We start from the raw sequence: 19,031 nt of genomic DNA on the forward strand, positions 1-19,031 counted from the left end.
TAATCTATTATCGAAAAATGGCCGATTTTTACAAAGAAATTTCCAGTTATACAAAAGCTCAATAATAGAGATATTTTTATGAAAGGCAGGGTAACCATTCCTGTATTTTGGGTATTAATAAATAGTTGAATTATCTGTGGCGGATGAACCATATCTTTTTTCTTTTCATTTGGAGAGAACCACCGAATAAACCCTGCGGTCTCATCCCAGTATTTAAAGCTGCAACCCGTTCGCCCTGGCAAAAGGTTGCAACTGCCGGTGTCGGATCCTTATAACCATCTTCCAAAGAATAAGGTAACCATTTGTGAAAAAACCTTCTAAGGTTTTGCGTCAGATCCTTATAACCTTTTTCCGAAAAAGGTTCGTACCATTTGGAGCTGATCCTTACAAGGTTTTTGGTCTTGTCCTTATATGGTTTTGGAGAGGGGAGCTGAATGGAACCGGTGCAATTGACAACCTGGGAAACATATACAAAGAGTCGTATTCCCGGGGGGTGAAGATAAAAGGTAGCTAATGCTTTCATCTTTTCTTTAAAATGAAATTTCAGGTTGTACAACAGTCCAAATAATGAGATTTTTTAACAAAAACGGGGGTAACAATTCCTGTCTTTTGGGTATTAATAGATAGTTGCGTTGTCTGTGGCGGATGAACCAACTCTTTTTTCTTTTCATTTGGAGAGAACCACCGAATAAACCAAAATACGATGAACAAATTTTCCATCACCTCAAGGAAGCTGAAAGGCTTTACATTGCCGGAACTGTTAGTTGTTCTGGTCATTATCGGCATCTTGTTGCTGATTGCATTGCCTAACCTGATGCCGCTGATATCCAGGGCAAAAAGTACGGAGGCGCAGATGCAGTTGAACCATCTGTATACATTGGAAAAGAATTATTTCTACCTGCATTCGAAATACACGAATGAGATTGACCAACTCGATTTTGTACAGGAGAAACTGGTCACCGACGGAGGGAATGCCAATTACCAGATAACTATTACCGAGGCAACGGCCAATACCTTCAAGGCGAAAGCTACGGCCGTGGTTGATTTCGATGGTGACGGCGTATTCAATGTCTGGGAGATTGACCAGGATAATAACCTGAAACAGGTCACCAAGGATTGATGGTTGGGTTGCTGTTGTTATCGGTTCTCTTTTTGCTTCTCATTGCCGTATCTGATTTCCGTACCCGGGAAATACCGGTTTTGTTACTGTTGGCAGCGTTCATACTCTCCGCCGGGATACGTTATTTGCTGGTCGGAAAAGAGTTGTTTTGGGAAGGGCCGGTTAATCTGGTGGCTATCGGGTTACAGGTATTCGTTTTGTGGGCCTGGATACGGTTTGGGAAAAAGAACAGCGGCGATCTGTTTTCGGGTTTTGGCCCGGCAGATGTGGTGATGCTCATCATCATCGGGGTAAACTTTACGCTCGCCGGTTACCTGGTGTTCATTTCGTTGGTTAGCTTTTTAACGCTGCTTGTATGGATAATCGTGACCAGGATAAGTAAGTCAATAGATGCCACAATACCGTTTGCCGGATTTCTGGCAGCCGGGCTGATTATATACCAATTTTCCCTGCTATGGATGGGAACGAAAGTCGATTGGGTCGACCTATACATTGGAAAGGTGATTTATGGATTATCAGGAAGTTTTTGAATTAAGTACCGAACACCGGCAGTTGTTATCGACGGCCCAGGCATGGTATCTCCGGATTATTCCGGCGGGACACACCAATGGTAAGCTTCATTTCTTTTATGAGGAGGAGAAAGATGTTGCGCAACTGCAAAACGAGCTGGAGGTATTGCTGGGCAAAGAGGTGGCGTTAAAACCGGTGCCATCGGATTGGATTACCCGGCAACTGAACCGGCACTATCCCAATAATCACCAACGGAAGAATGTAGAATGGCTCAATTCCCAATCGAAGGATCTGTTGTCGATGATCCTGGAGGAAGCGGCCAAAATCAAGAGCAGTGATATTCACCTGGAACCTTACGAGGAGCGGTGCCGGGTCCGGTTCCGCATCGACGGCAAGCTGGTAGAGCGGTATGTGATACCTACTACCGAATATCCGGCCATTGTGAATAAAATTAAGATCAAATCGCATCTGGATATCTCTGAAAAGCGGCTGCCACAGGATGGGCGTATCATTTACGAGCAGGGAGGAGTCAAGTTCGATTTAAGGGTGTCGGTGTTACCCACCTTGTATGGCGAAAAAGTCGTGTTGCGTTTGCTGAACCGCGATGCTACTCAGATCCAAATTGACCGGTTGGGATTTAGCGAAGTACAATTGTCTAAATACCTGGAAGGAATAAAAAATCCCAACGGATTGATTTTGATTAGCGGACCGACCGGCTCGGGTAAAACCACAACGTTATATGCTACGCTGAAGTTGCTGAACCGCAATGAAACGAACATTTTAACCATCGAGGACCCGATTGAATATATGCTGGAAGGCATTAACCAGGTTCAGTTGAAGGAGGCCATCGGGTTAACGTTTGGCAGTGCGCTCCGCACTTTCCTGCGACAAGACCCGGATATTATCATGGTCGGTGAGATTCGCGACGGAGATACGGCCCAAATGGCAGTTCGGGCGGCGCTGACCGGCCATCTGGTTTTATCGACAGTACACACGAATTCTGCATGGGGTACCATTTCCCGGTTAATCGATATGGGGATTCCTCCTTACCTGATTTCTTCCACCGTAAAGTTGAGTATCGCGCAGCGGCTGGTACGTAAACTTTGTCCGCACTGCAAAAAAGAAGAAGCGTTTAGAGCAACCGATGTACGTTGGAACTACCGGCCGGAAGTTTTCCCGGAAAGCCATTTTACGGCTGCGGGATGTCCTGAGTGTTTTTATACGGGGTATCACGGGCGTATTGCCGTGTACGAGGTGATTACGATTGATGATGATCTGCGGGAGATGATTCGCAGGAATGAATTGAATGCAACCGAATATCATGAGAAGGAGAAAATTAAAACATTGTCTGATCAAGCCTTTCAATTACTGGTCGATGGAACGACTTCCCTGGAAGAGGTGTATTCCATTCTTTCCGGTTGAGCAAACTGCAGAAGAAGAAAATGAAAAGAACACAAGATTAAACCTGGTGCAGATAGAATCTGTACTGAACTGATCCCGATATATGAATTTACGACAACGCTTTTTTTTACTGTTACCCCTGATGATGCTGGTTTTGGTTTTCATGGCGAGGCCAGTAACTGTACTTGGACAAACGGAGAACACACCGGTCATTCAATTACTGGATTCGTTATCCAATAAAATTCCGGCGCTCAATGAGAACATCGATATCACGGTTAATGCTACCCCGGTGCAGGAATTTTTACGAGGAGTTGCCAACCAAACGGGCCTGAACATCAACATCGATCCGACGCTCAATTTTACGGTCACCAACAATTTCGTTCACGTCAGGGTACGGGATATTTTACAATTCCTGGTTGATAATTATGACATTGATCTTCAGGCGGCAGGCAGTATCATCAATATCCGAAAGAACAAGCACTCGCCGGTACCCCTTTCCGACAGGTTAAAAGTAGAGTTGGATACGCTCTCCCACCATGTCAATATGTCGATTGAGCAGGTTCCGATACAGGACCTGGCCAAAGAAATTACCCGGAAAACAGGCAATAACATTGTTGTGACGCCGGAGCTTAGTAAAAAAGTCATTAGTTCCTATATCCAGAATATGCCCCTGACCGATGCGATGGATAAGCTGGGAATGGAGAACAGTTTTACGGTGACCAAAACGGATGGTGGTTTTTATGTCTGGGAACCCAAAGAGACAAAGAGACCGACAGCCATACGCACTCCGCATCCACCAGGGCGAAATGTCCATTCTGTTGCTGACGGAACCATTGATATTGAGGCGTTAACAAAAGATTCAGTGAAAATACATACGGCCAACGCCTCGTTAGACAAGGTGGTGGAAAAACTGTTTGATGTATGTCATCAACCTTACAAATTGTTGGGACCGTTGACAGCTAAAGTGTCGATTGATTATGATCGCATCTCGTTTGCTTCGCTGATTGATGAATTGTTTGCAGGCACTGATGCGACGTTTAAAATTGTTGACGGTCGTTATTGGATAGGGAAACGGAATATTGATGCTTTACAGGATGTGAAGATGATTCAGCTAAAATACCGTACGGTTGATTCGTTAGTTCAAATTATTCCGTTGCAGCTAAAAACCGGTGTGGAGATAAAGGAGTATCCCGATATCAATAGTATTATTCTCTCGGGTCCGCAGGAACGGGTTAATCGTCTGGCCACGTTTATTCATCAGGTCGATAAGTTGATCCCTGTAATCCTGATTGAAGTATTGATTATCGATAATAAAAACAGCAAAGCGCTGGCCACTGGAATTACCGCTGGTTTATCCGATAAGCCTGTCACGACCAAGGGAACTGTTTTTCCATCGGTTGATATGACCCTGAGTTCGAAAGCGATTAATAATTTGATTGATGGACTGAACGGCTTTGGTTGGGTGAACCTGGGAAAAGTGAAGTCGAACTTTTATATGACGCTGAAAGCACTGGAGGAAGACGGGGTGATCGATCTTCGGTCTACACCGCAATTATCCACGCTGAATGGACACAAAGCCACGATGAGTATCGGAAATACCGAATACTACAAGGAAGAGATGAATACCATTTACGGTTCCATCAACACGCAGTCGCAGGTGGCCACCACTTATAAACCTGTCAATGCAGAGTTGGCGCTAACCATCCGCCCGATTGTGGCGGGCAACGATGAAGTGACCCTCGATATCAAAGTGGAGCAATCGGATTTTACCAGTCGTATTTCTGAATATGCACCTCCCGGAAAGGTCTCGCGCAAATTCGAATCCCTCATCCGGGTAAAGGATCAGGAAATGATTTTGTTGGGAGGACTGGAAGAGAAGGAAGTGAAGGATACCCGAAGTGGACTGCCACTCCTGGCTAGAATACCGATCATTAGGTGGTTATTTTCGAGCCGGAATAAATCCAATACAAAGTCGAAACTGGATCTGTTTATCAAACCGACGATCATTAAATAAGGAAGACGTTTTGAAGTTAAATCTTGACAGACATATATTAAAGAGGACGTCCCGGGTTATCGGGTTAGGCATTACGTTTCTCACCCGTGATGACTGGCGGTTTTCGGCAATGGAACTGAAGCGGACCAAAAAGGAGATCGAAATTGTTTCGCAAACCGAAAGTCAACGTGATTGGGATGCCGTTAAAAGCTATTTCAAACCGGATGTCCCGGTGGTGCTGCATCTCGATGGCGTCGGGATATTAATCAGGGATACTGAGTCCGAAGGCCAGGTTTCGGAGAATGGTAGCTCGTTTCAGTCAGATGATTCGGACTTTATCGTTCGTCGGTATGCAAAAGGAGATGGGACCGGAGAGTTGGTATCTATTATGCGAACGGAGCTCTTGCAGACGGTTCTCGATTTTTGCGTAAAAAATGGTGTCAATGTAGTCGATTTGAAATTTGCGCCGTTTCCTGTGGCAGCAATCATTCCGTTGCTGGCCTCTGTAAGCAGTGAGGTCATCACCGGACGTTGGAAGCTACTCCTGAAGGATGGAAAGCTTCATTCGTTCTTGGCCAACAGTGATGAGTCGCGTGTTACATATTCCATAGAAGGAGAGCTGGTATCCTCAAGCGTAATTGCTCTTTTGGCTGCTTGCCTGCAATTTTTGTCTGGTGATATGGATGATATCCCCTTGCTGGGTAGGCCACGGGAAGAGTACACTTACGGGTATTTGCTGAAAAAGGGAGGCATCGTTGTGTTGGGCGTGCTGCTGTTATTCCTGACCGTAAATTACTTTGTTTGGGACAATTTGCGCGGCCGGTATGCCGGATTAAGGATGCAGGTAGCCAACAATGAAAATTATCTCACCGAATTGTCCGGACTGGAATCGAAGTTGAAAAAGAAACAATTCTTTGTTGACAAATACATTGGCAACGATGTATCTACCCGGTTTTCATTTTATGCCGACAGGCTGGCATCGACACTGCCGGGATCGATTCGACTCACCAAAATGGAGCTTCAGCCGTTGATGCAAAAACCGAAAGAGGGGAAAGCTATTCTTTACCAGGAAAAGACCATTTCCGTGGAGGGAACCTCGAGACATATGACAGCGATTAGCCAGTGGATAAAAAAGATCCGCAGTGAAAACTGGGTGAAAGAGGTAGAACTGGTGTCGTATTCGGTAGACGAGAAGCACCATACGGGAAATTTTGAACTGGAAATTAAATTTTAAGCTATGCTGAGCAACTGGACCAATAAACGGAAATTCATAGTGGCACTGATCGGCCTGGTCATTTTTGCCTGGCTGGCTTACCGGTTGACATTTGCGAAAACATTTGCCCTGTTGCATGAATACCGGACATTGAAGAGCCAGCAGGTGCAATTAAAAGACATGGCCACACGGGTTCCTGAACTCAAGGCTCATCTCGAAAGACTCAACAACATGTTTGGAGAGGCCAACAGTGAGGATTTCTCGGTTCTCGTGATGGATGAACTGAACGAATTGTGCAGCAAATCAGGCATTGTTCTGAAGGATATTCCTCAAAAACATGTCTTTGATGGCGATGGTATTCGGATCGAAACCATCGATGTGAATTTTCAGGGAGCATTTAAAAAGCAACTGGCTGTGATTTCGAATATGGAAAATAATGATCATCAGGCTAAGATTCGCTCAGTACAGTTTCAATTGGAAGTCGATAAAAGAACCAACCGGAAACGGTTGCTTGGAACCATTTTTTTGCAATCTATTCAACTTGTAGAATCAATATCTAACGAGGAACCTCATGAAAACAAATAGAATTCTGAATACTATCCTGGGAATGACATTGTTGGTTGCGATGGCAGGATGCGATTCCTTTTTCGAGGACGATATTTCTAACCGTACGGTCGAACTAGTCTCTCCGGCCGATCAGGTCGAAACCGATATTCTTACGCAGACTTTTTATTGGGATGTGGTCAAAGGAGCCTCATCGTACCGATTACAGATCGTCACTCCATCATTTGCCAACGCAGAGAATTTAGTACTCGATACCCTGGTAACGGATAATAAATACACGTATAGTTTATTCCCGGCAGAATTTGAATGGCGGGTCAGAGCAGAGAATAGTGTGTATCAGTCCGGATGGTCCTCTTCACATTTAACGATTTACAGCAGTGACGATTTGACCCGGCAAAAAGTGCAGCTCGTATCGCCGCACGATGCAAAGATTACCAACAGTACTGACATATCTTTTGTGTGGGATGCCTTGTACAATGCCGATAATTACCAAATTGCCATATACAAAGGCTCCTGGGAAGGAGAGACGGTCGTAGCGCCAGTCAGCGTTGATGGAACCAGCTATGAAGGAACATTGTCGGAAGGCACGTTCTTTTGGGGCGTGCAGGCTCAGAATCAGACCTCGGAAACTTCCTACACCATTCAGTCGATGGTGATCGATCAAACGCCGCCCAACGTTCCGGTATTGACCTCTCCGGAGAATAATGCTACGGTTGCTTCCACGTCGGTTCAGTTTGCATGGAACAGCAGTGATTCGGGTAGCGGCATTGCACAGGATACGGTAAAGGTTTATTCCGATAAGAATTTGTCGACACTGGTGGATGCGGTTGCTTCATCCGACCAACAGGCACAAATTACTTTAGCAGATCGGACGACCTACTACTGGACTGTTCTTTCAGTCGATAAGGCGGGGAATGTAGGAGCCCGGGCTAGCGTCGATACGCTCACCGTTCGGGTCAACTAATCGTATGAAATAACCTGACTGCTATGTTGAAGAATAAGAAACTGATCTATCTTTTGTTGCCGTTGGTCCTGCTCATCTGGGGATTGATATTTTACCGTATTTATACGAACCTGCATGGGAAACAGGTCAACTCCTCTTTCAGAAAGCAGGTGACGAAAGAAATCGATGTATCCAATAACGAAGAGAAGCCTAAGCTGTCTCTGAATTATCCCGATCCGTTTTTAAAAAGTGCTTCAGGCGGGAGAGTGAAAACGAAAGTGAGTCATCAGCCTACCGATGAGCATTCCCAACCGGTTAACTGGCCCGTGATTACCTACCGGGGAATGGTAAGGAGTGAGAAGCAAAAGGCGAAGGTCATGGGGTTTCTTCGCGTCGGGACCAAAGATATGTTGGTGCATAAGGGAGATGTAGCGCATGAACTGACTGTGATCCGCATTGCGAAAGATTCTATTCAGCTGGAAAACCAGGGTAAAAAGAGATGGTTCCGGGTGCGTGAAAAATAGAGTGTTAATGAAGTAAAAGATATAATGAAATATCCGAATATGTGCCATTCCGAACTTAATGTAAGAAACGAGGCAAAAAATGGTCAATATTCATTCGTGTTAGAGATACGACTCACCCCACCGCCCTGGTTTCGGGCGGTCTCCCCTCTCTACTGGTAGAGAAGGGACGGGGGAGAGTAGAGTTAATTTCAGATTTTATGACTATAGGTAATTAACTGGATTTATCATAAAAGATATTTGTCAAATGAGAAATTTAGCGGTTGTTTTTTTTCTGGTTTTATGGTTCACGTCATGCCGGTCAACTTCCGATGTCCCGGAAATCACTCATCGGAAAATCAGTGTGGTATCGGGCAATGGTACGGTGGAAGCGAATATTCTGATTGAGCGAAATAAAAAAGCAGCAAAAGGAGATCCGGCCAAAATGTACGCTGGGTATTACCTGAGCGGAATTCACTATACACAGGGAATGGTCGTTGGGCATCCGCTGGACGGTTTATACCAGAAGTTTGATGGAGATAACCAGCTAATGATTTCCGGAAAATACAAAGATGGCTTGAAAGATGGTTTGTGGCGGAAATGGGATAAGGCAGGTAAGTTGACAGAATCTTCAACCTATCGGAAGGGAATACTGGATGGAGAGCGCCGGATTTATTTCCATGGACAGCCGGCAAGTATCGAGCAATATAAAAAAGGTGAACTGGATGGGAAACAAATCACATTTGTCAGTAACGACTCCGTCCGGGTGGAGCGGTACCGCAATGGAGAGAAGATAGCGAAAAAGCATTTGTTTCATCGACTGTTTCATTCCTCTAAAAAATGAATAACCGTATAGAATCATTTTTCAGGTTTCGGATTCAACTATCAATTCGTTTACCCCGACCCTAAAGGACTAGTCCTGAAAAATCAAGTTTTCCCTTTAGGGATTCAGGGTAAAAAAGCTTGATTTTTCTTGGTTTAGTGAGTTTCGCATAACGGATTCATTAAATATGAAAAATATCTAGGTAAATGCTTAAATGAAAATACTGTTTTCAACATATCGGGATAAGCCATTTAGGAAGAGACCGGGATATGGGTTGAAAGGCGGTGCGCTATATTTTGCCATTTTGGTCCTCCTGTTGCTGAGTGTTCTGTCCTCATTCTTTATTCTTCTGGAACGGTTGTGGAATGAAGAGGATGTTCAGTATATCAAAAATGTGGAACTGAATGATCGAATTGAGTCAGCGGCAGAGTGGTTGCATGCCGATCCTTCCCTTGTTCGGCCAGAAGAAACCAAAGAGCTTACCCTTTTTGAAGACAGTGTATTTGTTGAGATAGGGGTACGCCCCTGGGGAATGCTCCGGATAGCGAATTATCGCACTCAATGGCACCGGATGGAGAAGGAATACACCGAGTTGTTGGCAGCTGAAGATGAACCATCTTACGCCCTGTATTTGACGGATCAGAATAAATATTTATCGCTGGTTGGACAGAGTTCATTGATGGGTAAATGTCAACTGCCCCATCTGGGAATACGGAGTGGAAACATCAGGGGGAGGACGTTTGAAGGGGAAAAACTGGTAGACGGAAATGTCTCTCCCAGTGATACCCGGCTGCCGGCTCTTTCAGAACATTTTCAGGATTTTGCGGCTGCCTACCTGAATGGCGACTTCACAAAGCAGGACAGTGTGATAGCGCTTAGCAAGGTCGAAAGAAATGGCCTGCATCAGTTTTCGTTTCATCATAAGACTTGTGTGATAAATTGCGGAGGTTCTGCTTACCTGGATAATGTTCAGCTGGAAGGAAATGCTGTTGTATTGGCAAGGGATACCCTTGTTGTATCTCCGGGTGCCCAATTGGAGAATACCATCCTGATAGCCCGGGTGATTCGGGTGGAGGATAAGGTGACAGGGCGTTTTCAGGCTTTTGCCACAAAAGAGATTACGATTGGGAAGGATTGCCGGCTGAACTACCCCTCTTTTCTGGTTTGCCTGAATAACCGGACGCCCGGGAAGATAACATTTGGGAAAAAAAGTACCGTCATCGGCGGCATAGCGTTGAACGGCAAAAATGAGGAGCACAAGAACAATTTGCTGTTTTTGGATGAAGACGATCACCTGGCCGGAACGGTCTATGTGAATGGTGATGTCCATTTTACCGGCCGTATCGACGGTCGGTTATACTGCAACCGGTTTGTCATTGATACGCCCCGGGCTTTTTACGAGAATATCATTGTCGATGGCATCATCGATAATACCAGTACACCTGCTTTATTTGGCTCTTTCTCTGTTTCCGATCAACCATTTCAACTAAAACAGGTAGCGATATGCCAGTAAAACGTTTACATACACTCCGGGGAAGTACCATGATTGAAGTGGTGGTCGGATTTTTTCTCATCTCTCTGGCCGTCGGGTTGACAACCGTGCTGTTTAACCAGGTCATGAACAGTTCCGTGCTGTACTCCCGGCACCGGGCTTATCTGGCTGTCAACAACCTGGTAGAAAAACAACAGGAACAGAACACCTATGAAGCGGTATCGGAAGAGTATGGCGATTTGGTAATCGAAGTAACATTGACTCCATTCGGTGAGAAGAAAAAGCTATACATCGTTACTTACCAGGCGATACAAAAAGAGAAGAAGGAAGTACTGTATAAGCGGCAACTGCTGAAACAGATAAAACCGAACGATCATGAAACAACAGAATAGGTATATAAGGTATGCATGCTTTCGGGGATCAGTTTACCACAGAGTTCACTAAGACGGTTCACAAAGTGCACAAAGTACTTAGTGGTCTTTGTGTTTTCTTTGTGAACCTTGTGGTATAAGTTCTGCTCATGGCATCCGTTGTTATCACATGAATGGTGCTTTATCGGTCTATTACCAAATAAAGATGCGACAATTGTGTCAACTGAAAAAAACAAACAGTGATGATACAACCGAATAGATATAATAATGTATGCATGCTTTTGGGGACTCTGTTTACCAGGAAGTTCACTGATCTGGTTCACAAAGTGCACAAAGTACTTAGTGGTCTTTGAGTTTTCTTTGTGAGCCTCGTGGTGTAAGTTCTGCCCATGGCATCTGTCGTTATTACCTAATGGTGCTTTCGGGGATACGAAATGAACGAAAGAAAGAGGTAAGAAATGGTCAGGATTCATTTATATAGTAAATCAGATTCACACGATCGCCATTATTTCGGGCGGTCTCCCTTCTCTACGTGTAGAGAGGGGCCGGGGGAGAGTAGCGTCAAATTCAGGGATGGAGATTCAGGCAATCAAACGAATATCTATAGAAGACTAAAAGGATTTACCCTGATGGAGCAGATCATCGCCATCGCGCTGACCAGCCTTCTGTTGCTGATAGGTTTCACGGCCGTGATGAATTTCAACCGGCTTTTCCGGCAAATTCGGTTAAATGCCGGTGAGGATCGAAGAGTGCTGCTTCTGGAAACCCAACTTACAAACGACTGGCGTACGAGCAACGAGGCCTGGTGGGATGAGCAGTTAACCTTAAAAAAAGCTTTCAGCACGATTACTTATCAATTCGAACCCGAATACATTATCAGAAGCTACGGTGCCCATGTCGATACATTCCGGTTAAGCAGCCGTGAATTGAACATCGGAGAAGTGACCGGAACAAAGGGACTGGTTCGCATCCTATCCTTCCAGGTACCTACTACCAACGAGCAATATACCATTCAACTAAGCAAAGATTATCCGCAATTTAAACAATGGGAGGCAAGAGGTTATGGCGATTAAACTTTCCAGTATCGAATCAGGGAAGCCTGTTTCCAAACAAGGAACCCGTCAGGCCAACAGGCAAAAGGGAGCTGATATTTCGTTGCTAAAGCAATACTTCACAACGAAAGGACACTTGCTGAAAGACAGGAAGAAGGAGGAGTTTTATGCCGAGATATTTTTACTTCTCCAGGCGGGTCTGGATTTGAAGAGCGCCATTGAGTTGTTTTCCTCCCAGGAGAGCAATGTCAGGTTGAAAGCGGTATTTACCGATATCGGGAACAAGCTCATCAAAGGGAGTTCCTTCTCGGATGCCCTGGAACAAACCGGACAGTTTTCGCTGTATGAATATTATAGCGTGAAAATCGGGGAGGAGAGTGGGAAACTGCCGGAAGTGGTCAGGGAACTGGGACACTATTACGAGCGGAAAATCAAACTACAGAAACAGGTTTTCGGGGCGCTCTCGTACCCGTTCATTATCCTCATTACGGCGGTTATTGTGGTTATTTTCATGATGAACTTCATTGTCCCGTTGTTTGCCGATGCCTTCAAGCGCTTCAATTCAGACTTACCCGCCTTTACACAGTCGGTAATTGATATTTCGAACGGGTTGCGAAGCTACTGGTGGCTCATTCTTCTCGTATTCATTTCCATCGGCGTCACCGTTTTCTTTATCCGGCAAAACAAAAAGGTACTTCGAACCCTTAGCTCCCTGGTGATTCACGTGCCGGTTGTGGGCCCGTTGCTGTTAAAAATCTATCTGGCACGCTTTTGTCAGTTCATGTCGCTCATGACCTCGGCCAAAACGCCGTTAATCACGGCACTGGATATGGTGGGGAAGATGGTGGGATTTTTACCGTTGGAAGAAATTCTTGTTTCAGTCAGAAGCCAGATTTACAAGGGAATGTTGCTCAATGAAGCCCTGGCATCGTATTCGCTTTTCGATGAACGGATGGTGGCATTGCTTAAAGTGGGGGAAGAGACCAATAACCTGGATGTCATTTTCCGGAAGTTGCATAGTCAGTATTCCGAAGATATCGATCACTATACCCAGTTGATGAGTTCACTCCTGGAACCGTTGATGATTGTTTTTGTGGGAGGATTGGTGGCACTTATCCTGGTAGCGATGTACCTGCCTATGTTCAAAATCGGAAATACCATGATTGGGTAGTTTGTGAATGTGGAGGGTGTTTTATTCAATCGTGCATCCGGGGTACGGAAGAGAAGACAGAAAAATGAAGCTTTACCCTTTAGGGATACAGGGTGAAAAAACTTGATTTTTCTGATACGAAATGAGTATGCTAAGAAACACCTTATGTCGAATATGGCCAATAAGATTCAGAAAAATAGGGAGATAGAAATAGTGAATGACGATTGTGTAAATTTTGTTATAAATTAATTGGAAAAAAAGGGTAACCAAAAGGCAATTTTCGGTATAAAGAACTGTAATATGTTAATGGTCAAGCCTACCTTGCTGCTTTTACCTGCCGTAAACATATTCGAAGAACCAATTATTTAACCTTTTTGATAAAAAGCCGGACAGATGAAAAAAAAATTGCAGCAACTGTTTCCATAAGTGATTGCGAATCAACGGTCATGAATATCCTTTTCATCGAGGATGAAGGCGTTATGTTTGGCATTTCATTGCCGGTGTATCCGGGGGTGAGTACGCTAATCAGTATTATTTAGAGGTCCTTTGTTTGAAAGATGAAGGAAAGAGCTATAAAAGCCCCCCGGAAAACCGGAGGGCCAACCTTTAATTTATTCACCGGGAATTGCAGTTCCCGCTAAACCTCAAAGATATGAAAAAGTAAGTTAAAAGTCTCCATCCGACCCGGGCCGCCTATCATCGGTTCCCGCCAATTCATTATTAATGCTACCTATCCGGTTATTGGGATATCCGGAGAACGTGTTTATCTCCAACGTTTCAATAATCGCGTCCTCTCAAAACTTTTGTCGATAGAAGGAAATCTGTTTTCCTTCTGTGAAAGATATACCAAACTATTTTAATCAACCTGTAGTTTGAAACGAATCGGATTCAGAAAGAATCCTGTTTACTGCTTTGCCCGCAGAAATTCGGAGTTTAAAGGGAAATTTGATTTTTCAGGATTCACCCTTTAGGGAAGGGGTAAAAAGACTGAAAAATCTTTCCACGAGATCGTTTCACGCAACAGGCATCGATAAATAACCAAACCAGTCTGATAATGGAAAACGATGTATTGAACTACGCATTGTTCGAGAACCATCTGACAAGCGATCCGAACGATTACATGGCCGTTACCACGAACGCCATCAGCCTCGACCAGGATGCATTGATCGATTTGATGCTGACACGGGGCTCTACCCTGACTGCCACCGATATTATGGCGGTACTGAAAATGGAACGGGAAGTGATTTGTGAACAGGCCGCCCTGGGCAACAGTATCACGACCCCTGTATTTAACCTGAGCATGAGCATTAAGGGTGTATTTAACGGTCTGGACGATTCGTATGACCCTTCGCGTCACAGTATTAAGTTTAACCTGAGCCCGGGAACGGAACTCCGCGAAGTGGTCGGCTCTGTGAAGACGCAAAAGGTTCGTGGCGAAAAGGTGGGTCCGGTTATCGACCAACTGGTGGATGCAGCTACGGGCAGTGTGAACGACCAGCTCACTTCGGGCGGATTGGCCACGTTGCGGGGCAGCTACCTCAAGTACGATGCAGCTGACCCTACGCAGGGCATCTTCTTTATTGCCGGAGATGGCACGGAGAGCCGTGTGGAGGTGATATCACTGAATAAACCCGGCGAGCTGCACTTTCTGGCCCCGGCCCTGGCAGCAGGCGATTATCATGTGGAAGTACGGTCGATAATGAAAGGCCATAAGGAGCTGTCATCCGGCCGGCTGGATGCTGATATCGCCGTGGTAGGAGGTTAACAACCTCCTGCCGGCGTTACATCCCGTTATCCGGTATCCGGAACGGGAAGTTACAACTACCCGTGTCTGGTACTTATAACTACCGGTCGAGGGATAAGGTAACTACCCGTGGCTGGTAGTTAGTACTACCGGAAGCAGGTACTGGTAACTACCTACGGATGGTAGTTAGTACTACCCGCCGCCGATCCTTATAAGGATCTTCGTCTGGTAGTTATAAGGGGTTGGAGGCGGGGAGTTGTATGAAGCCTCCGGTAGTACAAAAGCTTCTTATGATAATGTTTTTTGAAACGGCTCTTCCTTTTCCGGAAAGTCTGAATGACATTAATCTTATTATTTAATAAAACTGAACAGAAACTCATGAAATTTAAATTAACTGTATTGTTTTTAGTGGTATTGTTTAGTTGTCGTTTTGGTTACGCTCAAAGCCTGTTGACCAATCCGGTAATCATACCACCCTCACCTTCTGTTGCTTCTTTTCAGCAACTTGATTTCAGCCAGGTTAATCTGTACAACGGCTTACCATCGGTTGATATCCCCGTTTATGAAATCAATCAGGGTGATTTTAAATTCCCGATCAATCTTTCGTACCATTACAGTGGTTTTAAAGTTGAAGAAGTTGCCGGCTGGCTTGGACTGGGATGGAGTATCAATGCCGGAGGTATGATTTCTCATATTGTTCGGGGGAAGCCAGATGATGACCCTGATTATGGCTATAATTGGGTCCGGGACTATCTGGGAATACCCGATCCTATAGGAAATCCGTCAGCATACAGCAGTTTTACTTCGGGCATATCAAGTGATAAGAACACATTAAGAATGTTTGCCGACGGATTATATGACGGCCTTCCGGATGACTATATTATTAGTGCCAATAACCTTACAGGCTCAATAATTGACCTTGATAATGGGAATTATGTGTCTAATCCCTACAGACATTACCTTATCTATAAGTCGTCAAACCGATGGGATATAACGGATGAAGCAGGGAATAAATATATCTTCGGGCATATCACCGGAGACTCTGATGTGAATTATGGTATGGAAAGGACTTCCTATGAATATTCTAATAGTACCAGTAATATCGCGGAGTCCGAGACTTACACCTCCGGTTGGTTTCTCCGCGAGATAATTACCAATACCGGTGATGTTATACAATTCAATTATACCTCGGAAACGATTGCCAAATTACCTGGAATATCAGAAACCCGTTTCAAACTGTTAGATTTTGCCGGTAGTTGTCCGGAGATGTTTTATTCGGTATCGGAAACAACTTTTATGCCTGTAACTACCTGGAAGTTAAGTTCGATTGATAGCCGGAGTTGTCATATTTCATTCTACAGTAATACAGCGAGAAGTGACAGAATCACAGGATCGAACTCCTGTTCATTAGATTCAATTGTCATAAAAGATTCTCAGAATAAGCGGGTTAAGAAATTTAGTTTCGATTATGATTATCTGGGTAATACCGGTAACAATGAAACCTGTCGGCTTGTATTAAAAAGAGTAACTGAATCGGGAAGTGACGGACAGGTATTAAAACCACCTTATATATTCGGGTACGATGAGAGTGTAACGGTTCCTTCTTATTCTTCCAAATCACAGGATTTCTGGGGTTTTTATAATGGCAAGACCAACACCACCTTTACGCCGTCCAATATTCCCAACAGTTCTTATAATGCATATTTCCAGGGATACGCAAACCGGAATCCCGATGCTAATTACAGTAAACTTGGACTTTTGACCAGTGTTACACTCCCGACGAAAGGAGAGATATCTTATACGTATGAGCCCAACGATTATGGGTATGTAAAGGGAGAAGCCAATCCGTCTGTACCGGTTGCTTCCGGAACAATTACTTCGACCGCAGCCGTACCGGAAGGCTCGACAACCCTTGCCGTGAATAAAATGATAACCCTTGCCGATGACCAGACGGTTGTTGTGAATTTTGCCATAAGCAACAATGGTTATCCCCTGGAAGAGGAAGGAGAAGTGAGGATTAGCCCTGTAAAATCAGTGTTTCCTCCAATATTTAGTGTCAAACAGAATAATACGAGTGGAGTGACCGAGCTAGCCTTGTCTGCAGGGGTTTACTGGCTCACTGCTCAGGTTTATACTGTGGGACACTCTGCTTCCATTAGTGTTAACTACAAAACTTACGAAAAGGATGCAAACGGAAATATTATTTACAATAAGAATCTGACAGCAGGAGGGAACAGGCTGAAACGATCCGTTCAATACGACGGAATCAGTCACGGGAACGATAAAGTACTGACGTATGATTATCGTATGGCCGATGAATCCGATCGGTCCAGTGGAATGATTTACGGCCCTATCAATTATGACTTTAGTACAATGCAGGCCGAAGTATCGGTATTGTATCCTACCGGAACTTTGTTTAATGAGCAGTTTTGTACGTTTGCCGGGAGGACCAGTTCAAATCGTGCCCCGTTATTCGGTAGCGACGGCTATATCGGCTACCAAAATGTAATGGTACAGGAGGGCGAAAACGGGGGAAACGGTAGTACACAGTACTACTTCACAACTTATCCTGACCAGGTTGTATCGGGCTTGTCACAATCCATCAGTAAAGCATACAAACGGGGTAAACTACTGAAAGTTGTCAAAAAAGATAATGCGGGAAATGTGAAGTATGCCATGGAAAACCACTATACCTCCGATAATGCCAACGAACATGGAGTTGCCGGGCTATTTTTGGTGGAATACAGTGAAAACAATGTCCAGGATTATCTGGATGTATTTAAGGCACCTTACTGGGGCATCATCCGAAGTGAATGGTTTTACCTGTCTGAAAGTGTGGAGACCTATTATCATGATAACGGGAATGTTATTGACACCACTTTTTATGTTTACGGCAATCCGGTACACGCACAGTTGACTGAGGTAAAAAAACGAAGAAGTGATGGTAAACTGTTGCAAACCCACTATTATTATCCTTCCGATCACCCATCCGGTATTACGACCAGTTCTGCTGTGGTAAATTCTTTAATATCGGAAAACAGGCAGGTGAAGCTGAAAGTAGAAAAAAAGGTTGAATCCGGAATAGTCGACGGGCAGGTGGAGAATTACGGAAGCAATCTTCTGCCTTCTGATTTGTCGATGCTGGTAGATGGTACTTACCAGCCGGGAATGCATTTCGATGACTACGACAGCTATGGCAACCTGCTACAGGTGACCGATAAGAATGGGATAACCACTTCGTACTTGTGGGGATACAACAGTATGTATCCGGTAGCCAGGATTGTAAACATTGCCCAGGCAGATATTCCTTCATCGGTAAAAACAGCCGTGCAGAGTCACATATTTACCAATAGTACCGTTTTCAGTAATATCCAGACGGACCTTAATTACCTGAAGAGTCAACTGTCCTCGCTGATGAATGATTCGAGGTACATGGTCACCATCTATACCTACAAGCCCCTGGTTGGCATGACTTCTCAAACCGACCCGGGCGGTACTGCCACTTATTTTGCATATGATTCCTTTGGTCGGTTAAGGACGATCAAGGATGATGACAGTGCTATTAAGGAAAGATATACCTATCACTATGGTGAAACCGGAGCAGATTTAACCATTTCTTCAACGAGCCTGACTTTTAATAGCAGCGGAGGCACACAGTCAGGTTCAGTAACTTCCACTGTTTCCTGGACCGCTACTGATGACCAGACATGGATATCGGTGAACCCTGCCTCGGGGGTTAACAATGGAACAGTTTCAATCACCTGCTCTGCCAATACCAGCACCTCCTCCCGTAGCGGAGTAGTTACTCTGACTGGCGGAGGGATTACAAAAACGGTAACAATTACACAGGAGGGGGCGTCTTTGCAATTGAGTGTGTCCCCCACTTCGCTGGTTTTTAATGCAAGTGGAGAAACGTTATCGTGTACTGTGACTTCCAATGGCGGATGGATTGTTAGCTCAAGCATGAGCTGGATTGTATCCAGTATCCATCGTGGCAGTGGTAATGCGACCATACAGATCACTTGTCCTGCCAATACGTCAACCACCCGGGAAGGGGCAATAACCATTACTGTGCCGGGAATCAGCAAAACAGTAAATATTACTCAGTCTGGTGGAATAAATCAATAAAATGGCAATTTTTTAAGTAAAAATATA

General features: G+C 44.7%; 16 protein-coding genes. 15 read left to right on the forward strand and 1 reads right to left on the reverse strand.

Going from position 1 to position 19,031, the window contains the following annotated elements:
- Positions 1 to 130: 130 nt before the first annotated feature.
- The gene (locus tag GJU87_RS05265) at positions 131 to 523 is read right to left on the reverse strand and encodes a hypothetical protein (RefSeq protein ID WP_153638551.1); all 393 of its coding nucleotides are present in this window, start codon (positions 521 to 523) and stop codon (positions 131 to 133) included.
- A 180-nt stretch (positions 524 to 703) separates the two neighbouring features.
- Here GJU87_RS05265 and GJU87_RS05270 point away from each other — a divergent pair, with 180 nt between their 5' ends.
- The 15 genes from GJU87_RS05270 to GJU87_RS05340 all read left to right on the forward strand — a co-directional run bounded on the left by GJU87_RS05270 (position 704) and on the right by GJU87_RS05340 (position 19,004).
- Positions 704 to 1,120, forward strand: a complete 417-nt coding sequence (locus GJU87_RS05270) for a type IV pilin protein (protein ID WP_153638552.1) — start codon at positions 704 to 706, stop codon at positions 1,118 to 1,120.
- Positions 1,120 to 1,650 (forward strand): prepilin peptidase, encoded by a 531-nt coding sequence (locus tag GJU87_RS05275; RefSeq protein ID WP_153638553.1) that lies wholly within the window; start codon positions 1,120 to 1,122, stop codon positions 1,648 to 1,650. The genes GJU87_RS05270 and GJU87_RS05275 overlap by 1 nt, the downstream gene beginning before the upstream one ends.
- Entirely contained in the window at positions 1,628 to 3,052 is a 1,425-nt protein-coding gene (locus tag GJU87_RS05280) for a GspE/PulE family protein (RefSeq protein ID WP_153638554.1), read from the forward strand. The genes GJU87_RS05275 and GJU87_RS05280 overlap by 23 nt, the downstream gene beginning before the upstream one ends.
- A gap of 82 nt (positions 3,053 to 3,134) precedes the next feature.
- Complete coding sequence (locus GJU87_RS05285) at positions 3,135 to 5,045, forward strand: type II secretion system protein GspD (protein WP_153638555.1); 1,911 nt, start codon at positions 3,135 to 3,137, stop codon at positions 5,043 to 5,045.
- A gap of 10 nt (positions 5,046 to 5,055) precedes the next feature.
- On the forward strand, positions 5,056 to 6,258 hold the full coding sequence (locus GJU87_RS05290) for a PilN domain-containing protein (RefSeq protein WP_153638556.1): 1,203 nt from the start codon (positions 5,056 to 5,058) through the stop codon (positions 6,256 to 6,258).
- 3 nt (positions 6,259 to 6,261) lie between these two features.
- Positions 6,262 to 6,822, forward strand: coding sequence for a hypothetical protein (locus GJU87_RS05295; RefSeq protein WP_153638557.1), 561 nt, complete (start codon positions 6,262 to 6,264; stop codon positions 6,820 to 6,822).
- Complete coding sequence (locus tag GJU87_RS05300; protein WP_153638558.1) at positions 6,809 to 7,765, forward strand: hypothetical protein; 957 nt, start codon at positions 6,809 to 6,811, stop codon at positions 7,763 to 7,765. Before GJU87_RS05295 ends, GJU87_RS05300 begins: the two co-directional genes overlap by 14 nt.
- Positions 7,766 to 7,788: 23 nt before the next feature.
- On the forward strand, positions 7,789 to 8,268 hold the full coding sequence (locus tag GJU87_RS05305) for a hypothetical protein (RefSeq protein ID WP_153638559.1): 480 nt from the start codon (positions 7,789 to 7,791) through the stop codon (positions 8,266 to 8,268).
- A gap of 244 nt (positions 8,269 to 8,512) precedes the next feature.
- Complete coding sequence (locus tag GJU87_RS05310) at positions 8,513 to 9,088, forward strand: toxin-antitoxin system YwqK family antitoxin (RefSeq protein WP_153638560.1); 576 nt, start codon at positions 8,513 to 8,515, stop codon at positions 9,086 to 9,088.
- 193 nt (positions 9,089 to 9,281) lie between these two features.
- Positions 9,282 to 10,580 carry a hypothetical protein gene (locus GJU87_RS05315; RefSeq protein ID WP_153638561.1) on the forward strand — a complete coding sequence of 433 codons (1,299 nt, stop codon included), beginning with the start codon at positions 9,282 to 9,284 and terminating at the stop codon, positions 10,578 to 10,580.
- The gene (locus GJU87_RS05320) at positions 10,571 to 10,951 is read left to right on the forward strand and encodes a hypothetical protein (protein ID WP_153638562.1); all 381 of its coding nucleotides are present in this window, start codon (positions 10,571 to 10,573) and stop codon (positions 10,949 to 10,951) included. The genes GJU87_RS05315 and GJU87_RS05320 overlap by 10 nt, the downstream gene beginning before the upstream one ends.
- 608 nt (positions 10,952 to 11,559) lie before the next feature.
- Positions 11,560 to 12,003: a hypothetical protein gene (locus GJU87_RS05325; RefSeq protein WP_194831447.1), complete on the forward strand. Its 444-nt coding sequence runs from the start codon at positions 11,560 to 11,562 to the stop codon at positions 12,001 to 12,003.
- The gene (locus tag GJU87_RS05330; RefSeq protein ID WP_153638564.1) at positions 11,993 to 13,153 is read left to right on the forward strand and encodes a type II secretion system F family protein; all 1,161 of its coding nucleotides are present in this window, start codon (positions 11,993 to 11,995) and stop codon (positions 13,151 to 13,153) included. Before GJU87_RS05325 ends, GJU87_RS05330 begins: the two co-directional genes overlap by 11 nt.
- Before the next feature lie 1,033 nt (positions 13,154 to 14,186).
- Complete coding sequence (locus GJU87_RS05335; RefSeq protein WP_153638565.1) at positions 14,187 to 14,897, forward strand: DNA-binding domain-containing protein; 711 nt, start codon at positions 14,187 to 14,189, stop codon at positions 14,895 to 14,897.
- A 357-nt stretch (positions 14,898 to 15,254) separates the two neighbouring features.
- Positions 15,255 to 19,004 carry a BACON domain-containing protein gene (locus tag GJU87_RS05340; RefSeq protein WP_194831448.1) on the forward strand — a complete coding sequence of 1,250 codons (3,750 nt, stop codon included), beginning with the start codon at positions 15,255 to 15,257 and terminating at the stop codon, positions 19,002 to 19,004.
- The last annotated feature ends 27 nt before the right edge of the window (positions 19,005 to 19,031 follow it).

The organism is Prolixibacter sp. NT017, assembly GCF_009617875.1.
In the GTDB taxonomy this organism is placed as follows: Bacteria; Bacteroidota; Bacteroidia; order Bacteroidales; family Prolixibacteraceae; genus Prolixibacter.